Genomic DNA, 8,821 nt, shown 5'->3' with positions numbered 1-8,821 from the left:
GGATCAGCAGGCTGTTGAGTGGCGTGCGCAATTCGTGCGACATGTTGGCAAGGAATTCGCTCTTGTAGCGGCTGGCGCGTGCCAGCTCTTCCGCCTTTTGCGCCGTTTCTTCTTGCAGCGCTTCCAGTTGCTGTTTCTGATGGCGCAGCGTGTCGGTCTTCAGTCGCAGCTCTTCGTTGGAAGCATGCAGTTCGTCGGCCTGCACACGCAGTTCTTCTTCCGAAGCCAGCAAGCGTTGCGATTGTTCTTCGAGCTCGATGGTTTTAGTCTGCAGCGTATCGTTTGCGGCACGAAGCGCTTCCTGCTGTTGCCGCATGGTGACGCTGGACAGGCGCAGTTCGTCGGCCTGCTCACGCGTCTGTTCGAGCAGATCTTGCGTGTTGATGGCGCGAGTAAGGATTTCCAGTGTTAGAGCTGCCATCGGCAGCAGCAATTCCAACAGCTGCAGTTGCAGCGGTGAGGGGCTGGCGAAACCTGCGAATTCGAGAACACCGACTAAACGATCGCGCATCAGCAAAGGAAAGATGGCGATGTGGCGAGGAAGCGCGGTGCCACTGCCCGAATCAATGCGCAGATAGTTATCGGGAATTAGATCCAGGAAAACCGGCTTTCTCGATAAAGCACACTGTCCCACCAGTCCTTCACCCGGCACGTAAGCTTCCGGACTACTGACCAATCGAAGGCCGTAGCTGCCCAACAGATCCAGACGTTGACTGGATTCGTCGTAACCATAAAACAGCGTGACGCCGGCGTTCAGCAGCGGGGCCAGTTGCGACGTCAGTCGCTCGGCGAATTCGCGATGGTTGGTGGCGACCTGCAGGCTGCTGGAAATGGACGACGCCTGACTTTTCAGCACTGTCTGCTGCTCCGATTCGATCACCATGTCCTTGAAGACTTGCAGCGCACGCGCGATTTCGCCGACTTCGTCCTTGCGGCCGATGCCGCGGATGGTGATGTCGTGATCGTGGGCAGCCAGGCGCGTCATCAAATCGGAAAGGCGGCGAATGGGTTGTGTCACCAGTCGCGAGGTAAGGGAGATCACCATCAGTCCAAGCAGCAGCCCGATCGCTGCGCTGGCGATGTTGGCGTAGAGCGTTTCCGTCAAAACGCGTTCGACATCCGCGCTGCGTACGGCGAGCAATTGGCGTTCGGTATCGCGCATCTCGTCCAGCGCGGCCGTGTAGTCTTCGACGCGCACGGTGCGGTGGGCGAGATAGTCGGCCTGGATTTTTGCCTTGTCCTGCATGACAACTTGTGGATCGGTGTCCTTGATCTGCGCTTCGGGTGTCAGCACCATTCGCTGCAATTCGCGGCTGAATTGCAGCGAGAGGGCCTGAATGCGATCGATGCGCAGCTGTTGAACCGGGTTGTCGCGGGTCAGTTGCCGAAGTTGTTCAAGTTGGTCCTGAAACGTTTTGGCACTGTCGTTCATCCGTGCCAATTCGGTGGGGTTGCGCGTGAGCAGATAGCCACGCAAACCGATTTGTCCGGACAGCGCCGAGCCTTGCAGGTTTTCGATTTGCAGAAGTACCTGATAGGTATGATCGGCCCAGTGCCGCGTCTCGGATTGTTTGTTCTGCGACGCGACGTTGACGAGACTGTCGATCAAGAACAGAGCGAGCAGAAGGCCGATCGCCAAAACGATCTTGTAGCGAATCGGCAGATTGGCCAGCCATCCATACCTTCTAGTTGGAGTCGTCGTTACGCTCGAACTGGCCATGCGAATTCCCGCTCAGGTGGCAGTGGAGCGCCCCCGTCGCCCGGAAAGATCGGGGCGGCGGTCGGGGCGGCCTGAGGGCCAGATTAGCGAGATGATCGCGAGGGTGGTAGCCGGTTGCCCGTGGTGTTGCCGCGGGCGCGGCTTAGACGTCGAGCGAGGCCGCGTGCTCGCGGGTGGCCGAGAAGCGCACTGCAGGCGAACGTTCCTGCGCCAGCTGAAGGTTGACACGCGTGGGGGCGAGGTAGACCAATTCCCCGGCGGCATCGATGCCGAGGTTCATGATGTTTTTCTCGCGGAATTCCTCAAGCTTTTTCTCGTCGTCACAATGCACCCAGCGGGCTGTGATGACGCTGACTGGCTCGAAGCTGGCGTCGACACCGTATTCATCTTTGAGGCGATACGCCACCACGTCGAACTGCAGCACGCCGACGGCGCCCAGGATTAAGTCGTTGCTCATCAGCGGGCGGAAGAACTGCGTCGCACCTTCCTCGGAAAGCTGAGCCAGACCTTTCTGCAACGCCTTCATTTTCAGCGGATCGCGCAGTCGGGCGCGGCGGAAAAGTTCCGGTGCGAAGTTGGGGATGCCCGTGAAGCTGATTGCTTCACCTTCCGTGAAGGTATCGCCAATGCTGATCGTGCCGTGATTGTGCAAGCCGATCACATCGCCCGGATAAGCGCTTTCGACAATTTCGCGATCGCTTGCCATGAACGTCAGTGCGTTGGCGATGCGCACCTCCTTGTTCGTGCGCGTCTGCATCATCTTCATGCCGGCGGTGTACGTACCCGAACACACACGCATGAACGCCACGCGGTCGCGGTGCGCCGGATCCATGTTCGCCTGAATTTTGAAAACGAAGCCGGTGAGTTTTTCTTCTTCCGGTTTGACTTCGCGGCTGAGCGTGCTGCGCGAGCGAGGCGAGGGCGCGTGTTCGACGAAGAAGTCCAGCACCAGCTGCACGCCGAAATTGTTCACGGCCGAGCCGAAGAACACGGGTGTCAGCTTGCCCGCGAGATATTGTTCGATATCGAATGGATGCGAAGCACCTTGCACCAATTCCAGTTCTTCGCGCACTTCCTTGAGTGCTTCGGACCCGATGGCCTCTTCGAGGCCCGGCGCATCGAGGCCTTTGAAAATGGTCGAATCCTGCCGCGTGAAATTTTTTCCGGCTTCGAACACATGCACTTCATCGAGCAGCATGTGGTACACGCCTTTCAGACGTTTGCCCATGCCGATGGGCCATGTCAGCGGGGCGCAGGCGATGCCAAGCACCGACTCAACTTCGTCCAGCAATTCAATCGGCGAACGGCCTTCGCGGTCGAGTTTGTTGATGAACGTCATGATGGGCGTGTCGCGCAGGCGACACACTTCCATCAGCTTGATCGTGCGTTCCTCCACGCCTTTTGCGCAGTCGATCACCATCAAGGCCGAGTCCACGGCGGTGAGCACGCGGTAGGTGTCTTCGGAGAAGTCCGCGTGGCCGGGTGTGTCGAGCAGGTTGACGATCTTGCCTTCGTACGGGAACTGCATCACCGACGAAGTGACCGAAATGCCACGCTCCTTTTCCAGGGCCATCCAGTCCGAGGTGGCGTGGCGCGCCGCCTTGCGGCCCTTTACAGAGCCGGCCATCTGGATCGCACCGCCGAACAGCAGCAGCTTTTCAGTCAGCGTGGTCTTGCCCGCGTCAGGGTGGCTGACGATGGCGAAGGTGCGGCGGCGGTGGGTTTCTTGGAGGTGGGTGGACATATCGAGGCGTCGAGATGGGCGCGAACCGCCTATTTTAGCTTGGAATGTGATGATCTGCGGCCCCTCTCCGTCATTCCGGCGAAAGCTGGTATCCAGCGACTTTTAGGTGGTGATTTGGAATCAAAGGCACTGGATTCCAGCTTTCGCTGGAATGACGTCGGGTTAGGGGCGAAGCGAGATCGATGATGCCGGGCGACTTGCACAGCAGACCAAAACAAAAAGCCCGGGACTGAGCCCGGGCTTTTCCTCGAAGCGATCAGCGAAAATTACTTCGCTTCCTTCTCCATCTACTTCGCGACCATGCTCGCCGGCACTTCTTCATAATGGTCGAATTCCATCGTGAAGGTGCCGCGGTTACGGAGATCGAACATCTCGAGCCCCTCGTTGAGGCACTTAGAGCATGAATCGATGACTCAGGATGCCCCAAACAAAAACCTGGGAAAGGATGAACCAGCCCGCCATAGTCCACCGCTCGGCGGCGTCATTGTCGACCTGTCGCAGCGCCATCCAGAGCGCGAAAGGGATCATGGTGTATCGATTTTCAATGAGCCAGTACGAGCATAGATAGAAGGCGCAAACGGGATATAGCAGCCAGCTCTGTGGCAACAAAAATCGTGTGAAAGCGATACTGCAGAAACCTAATACAACCAGTATTCCAAAGGCATAACGCGCCCAGCCGCCGTGCACGAACGCGATGACCGCATTGCGTAGAAAATAGTCGGCAAACGCATAGTTATCGGGACTTCCTCTCAATTTTATGCTTGCGGCCGCGCCGATGAGAACAAATGCGAGCCAAGGCTTCGTGCGAACGGTTGAAAATACTTTTCTCGCGCCAGTCCAGGCTTGAAATGGAAAAAGCACGAGAAAGAGAAACAGAAAAAAATAAACATTGCCAGGGTGAAAGCTCAGCTCGGGGTTTTCGTAAGCGACCTTGCTGGAGGCGGAGATCGAGCCATGCCATGCCCAATAACCAAAGAAGGCACCTATTGGCAGAGCATAAGGTAGAAGAGTGCGCCAAGTGCTTTTTGACAGAGCTATTTGCTGAAACGACTGTTTATCGATGCTGGGCCAAAGAAAAAAAAGAGGCAGGAATGCAGCCCAAATGACGTTGTTCTGTCTTACCCCGATGGAGGCGACAAGAATCAATGCCGCAATGACATGCCGTTGTTTTAGCGCCAAAAGCATTGCCGCCAATATCAAGGCAAGCGATAGGATGTCCGTGTAGACGAGAAAATAGTAAGGAAATAAAAGCGGGAAAAAGAAAAACTGACTGCTGTAGATAAATGCAGATGCATCGCCCAGGCTTCTGCGAATACCTAAAAAAAAGACGCTTGATGCAAGACCAAAGACGGCGCTGATGACTCTCATGCTCGTAATGGAATGAAGAGTCAGAACTTTCATGACGCCGGCTACCAGCAAGTGATAACCCGGAAGCATCGCCAGTCCAGCGGACGCGGTGAAGTGGCCAGCTAAAAAGTCTTGAATTTGCGGTATATGTACCGCTTCATCCGCTACTTGCGGATGCATGGTGTGTGCGTAAATCAGCGCGAGTAGCCACACGGTTAAACACACTGCGCCTGCAAGGATATTCCACCATTGCGATCGAGTAGCCTGCATAAAAGTCCCTTTTAATGTTCTCCGGGTTCTTTCGATCTTGCGCTTTGTTGTAAAAAAACTCGGGAGAGTGAACCCCCGAGTTTTTTGTTCTTCCAGTTGGCTATGGAGCGCGCGAGTTACTTCGCTTCCTTCTCCATCAACTTCGCGACCATGCTCGCCGGCACTTCTTCGTAATGGTCGAATTCCATCGTGAAGGTGCCGCGGCCGCTGGTGGCCGAGCGAAGGAAGTTGATGTAGCCGAACATTTCGGCAAGCGGCACGAAGCCCTGCACGAAAGCGTTGGTGCCCTTCTGGCCCTGATCGCTGATCGAACCGCGACGGCGGTTGATGTCGCCGATCACGTCGCCGAGGTAGTCGGCTTCGGTCACCACTTCGAGCTTCATCACCGGCTCGAGCAGTTTGGGCTTGGACATGCGCTGCGCTTCGCGGAAGCAGGCGCGGCCGGCGATTTCGAAGGCGAGTGCCGAGGAGTCCACGTCATGGTATTTGCCGTCGACCAGGCGTGCCTTGAAATCCAGCACTTCGTAGCCGGCGACCTGACCCTGGCGCGATTCCACCGTGATGGCGTGTTCCACCGCCGGGATGTATTCGCGCGGCACGCGACCGCCGACGATTTCGTCGGAGAACACCACACCGCTACCCGGTTCGCCCGGTTCGAAAATCATCTTCACTTCGGCGAACTGACCCGAACCACCGGACTGCTTCTTATGGGTGTAGGTGTGCTCGACAGTCTGGCCGAACGCTTCGCGGAAGCTGACCTTGGGCTTGCCCATGGTCGCGTCCACGCCCAGTTCGGTGCGCATACGGTCGATGGTGATTTCCAGATGCAGTTCGCCCATGCCCTTGAGCACGGTCTGTCCGGTTTCCTGGTCCACTTCCATGCGCAGCGACGGGTCGGCCTTCACCATCTTGTAGAGTGCGGTGGAGAGCTTGTCGATGTCGTTGCGGCTCTTCGGTTCCACGGCCACGCTGATCACCGGGTCGGGGAAGCGCATGCGTTCCAGCAACGCCGGATGGGCCGGATCAGAGAGCGAGTCGCCGGTCTCGGTTTCCTTCATCGAGACGAACGCGCAGATGTCGCCAGCGCGTACTTCTTCGATGTCCTTGGTGGCATTGGCCTGCACTTCCACGATGCGGCCCACACGCTCTTTCTTGCCGCGCGTGACGTTCTGCAGCGTGTCGCCCTTCTTGATCACGCCCGAATAGATGCGGCAGAAGGTGAGCGTGCCGAACTGGTCGTTGATCACCTTGAACGCGAGGGCGCGCGCCGGAGCGTCGTCCACCACGCCCTGTTCGCCGATGACGTGGCCGTCTTCGTCCACCATCGCGATGCCACCGTTCTCACCCGGGTACGGCATGTAGTCGACCACGGCGTCGAGCAGCTGCTGTACGCCCTTGTTGCGGTAGGAGGAGCCACAGAACACCGGCACCAGCTTGCCTTCCACGCAACCTTTGCGGATGCACTTCTTCAGCAGTTCCATGCTGAAGTCGCCGCTGGCGATGTAGGTATCGACGTCGCCAGCGTGGAGCAGCTTGTCGAACGCTTCGTCGTCCATTTCCAGCGCTTTTTCGATCGTCTCTTCGCGCAGCTTGGCGAGATTGGCGACCCATTCGTTATCGGCGGTGGATTCGAACTTCACCTTGCCGGCGATTTCGGCGAGCGGGACGGTGTCCCACGGGCTGTCCTTGTCGTGGCCTTTCCAGATGTAACCCTGGCCAGCAACGAGGTCGACCATGCCGATGAATTCGTCGTGGCTGCCCAGCGGCACCTGGCAGAGCAGGGCGTTGGCGCCGAGGCGGTTCTTGATGCCGTCCACGCAATGCTTAAAGTTCGCGCCGATGCGGTCCATCTTGTTGACGTAGCATACGCGCGGCACGTTGTACTGGTCGGCGAGGCGCCAGTTGGTTTCGGTCTGCGGTTCCACACCGGCCACGCCGTCGAACACCACCACGGCGCCGTCGAGCACGCGCAAGCTACGGTTCACTTCGATGGTGAAGTCTACGTGCCCTGGGGTGTCGATCACGTTGATCTGATGACCCTTCCACTCGGTGGACACCGCGGCGGACTGAATGGTGATGCCGCGCTTGCGTTCCTGCTCGAGGTAGTCGGTGGTGGTCGAGCCCTTGCCGTCCTTCGTGTCGTGCACGTCGACGATCTGGTGCTTCTTACCGGTGTAATACAGCACGCGCTCGGTGGTGGTTGTCTTACCGGCGTCGATGTGGGCGATGATGCCGATATTGCGGTAGAGGCTTAAGGGTTTTTGGCGAGCCACAGTCTTGGTTCCGTAAGTAAAAGTCGTTGGGCGAACAGGGAGCGGACATTCCGTGCTCTGTCCGCAGCGTACGTTTTCAATGTGTATCCGGCGTTTCCGAGGGCTGTCGGGCGCCCACAGGGGCTGCACCGGTCAGCAGATCCTCGTAGAAAGCGCCGAAGGGTTCGGTCGGGTGTGCAATCTGGATTTCCAGGACCCACAGGTCGCTGGAAGGGCTGTGTTCCAAATCGCCCAGATCGCCGCCTTTGTGAACCGAGTGCGGAAAATCGCTTATGCGATGGCCCTTGATGGCGTGGTTGAATCGCCAGCCCATCGCCTCGGCGCGCTCATCCGCGTAATTATACAGGTTGTGGCCGCTCAAGCCCTCATTTCGCCATTTGGCGGCGACGTCCCGGTACAAATCACGGGCTGCCTGGGCGCAGGCGGCGTATTCCGGGGCCTGGCCGACTACGAAGGTGTCGCCCACGTCGCCCTCGTGGCCTTCGAAAACCAGGCCCAGGTCGACGAAGTAGATGTCGTTTTCGCCCAGCTGAACGTCCGGGATGGAGCGTTCGCGATACGTTTTGAGGGTGTTGGGGCCGATACGGATGTACGGCGGGTGCCACAGGCGTTCCATGCCGAGATCGCGAAACACCTCGCCGGCCATGGCCAGGGCTTCGTCTTCACGGATGCCCGGATGCATGCGCTCGCAGATCGCGTTCAACGCGGCCCAGCTTTTTTCCCGCGCATGATGCATCAGCGCCGGATTGAAGCGCTTGCCTACCGCTTCGCGGTCGTGATGTGTCATGACTGCAAATGTTGCCAGTGAAAGGCGTCAGCTCAGCAAAATCAGTACAAGGCCGATGAGGGCCGGCAATCCTTGAATCCAGAGCACTTTGCGCGTGGCCGTGAAGCCGCCGTACAAACCGGCAATAAGCACGCACGCAAGGAAAAAAATCTTTACGTGCATGCCTTCAGGTGTGCCGCCGAGGATCAATCCCCAGATCACGCCCGCTGCGAGGAATCCGTTGTACAGACCCTGATTCGCAGCAAGCACTTTCGATTGCGTGGCAAATTCCGGTGTGAGTCCGAAGGCGCGTCGGCCGGTCGATTTATCCCACAAAAACATTTCGAGAATCAGAAACCAAAGATGCATCAGAGCGATGATCGCGATCAGGATGTTGGCTAACGTAGACATGCTGCTCTCTCTGGCTCTGATGCAAGGGTTCGTTATGCCAGTGCGTAACCGAACTGTTCTTGAAATTCTTTCGCGAATTGGTCGTACGTGAAGGACTGATTCTGCGTACCGGGATGCTCGACTTTCAGCGCGCCCATCAGCGATGCCATGCGACCGGTGGTCGGCCAGTCCAGACCTTTCATGATGCCGAAAATAAGGCCTGCGCGATACGCATCGCCGCAACCGGTCGGATCGACAATTTTACGTTCGCGTGCCGGCGGAATCTCATACGTTTTGCCGTCGGCGTGAAT

7 protein-coding genes are annotated in these 8,821 nt (G+C 57.8%); all 7 read right to left on the bottom strand.

Annotation, left to right across the window (positions count from 1 at the left end; all coding sequences use genetic code 11):
- On the bottom strand, positions 1-1,720 hold a 1,720-nt coding region (locus tag VK725_RS17660; RefSeq protein ID WP_325319372.1), incomplete at its 3' end, for a CHASE3 domain-containing protein.
- A 142-nt stretch (positions 1,721-1,862) separates the two neighbouring features.
- Positions 1,863-3,464 (bottom strand): peptide chain release factor 3, encoded by a 1,602-nt coding sequence (locus tag VK725_RS17655; protein ID WP_325319371.1) that lies wholly within the window; start codon positions 3,462-3,464, stop codon positions 1,863-1,865.
- A 393-nt stretch (positions 3,465-3,857) separates the two neighbouring features.
- Complete coding sequence (locus tag VK725_RS17650) at positions 3,858-5,081, bottom strand: hypothetical protein (protein WP_325319370.1); 1,224 nt, start codon at positions 5,079-5,081, stop codon at positions 3,858-3,860.
- Between the two features lie 116 nt (positions 5,082-5,197).
- Positions 5,198-7,354 carry an elongation factor G gene (gene fusA / locus VK725_RS17645; RefSeq protein WP_325319369.1) on the bottom strand — a complete coding sequence of 719 codons (2,157 nt, stop codon included), beginning with the start codon at positions 7,352-7,354 and terminating at the stop codon, positions 5,198-5,200.
- Between the two features lie 76 nt (positions 7,355-7,430).
- Positions 7,431-8,141, bottom strand: a complete 711-nt coding sequence (locus VK725_RS17640) for a M24 family metallopeptidase (RefSeq protein WP_325319368.1) — start codon at positions 8,139-8,141, stop codon at positions 7,431-7,433.
- 27 nt (positions 8,142-8,168) lie between these two features.
- On the bottom strand, positions 8,169-8,531 hold the full coding sequence (locus VK725_RS17635; protein ID WP_325319367.1) for a DUF1304 domain-containing protein: 363 nt from the start codon (positions 8,529-8,531) through the stop codon (positions 8,169-8,171).
- 32 nt (positions 8,532-8,563) lie between these two features.
- On the bottom strand, positions 8,564-8,821 hold a 258-nt coding region (locus tag VK725_RS17630; RefSeq protein WP_325319366.1), incomplete at its 5' end, for a PfkB family carbohydrate kinase.

The organism is Dyella sp., assembly GCF_035486915.1.
In the GTDB taxonomy this organism is placed as follows: domain Bacteria; phylum Pseudomonadota; class Gammaproteobacteria; order Xanthomonadales; family Rhodanobacteraceae; genus Dyella_B.
This window is presented reverse-complemented; position numbering and strand designations above follow the sequence as displayed.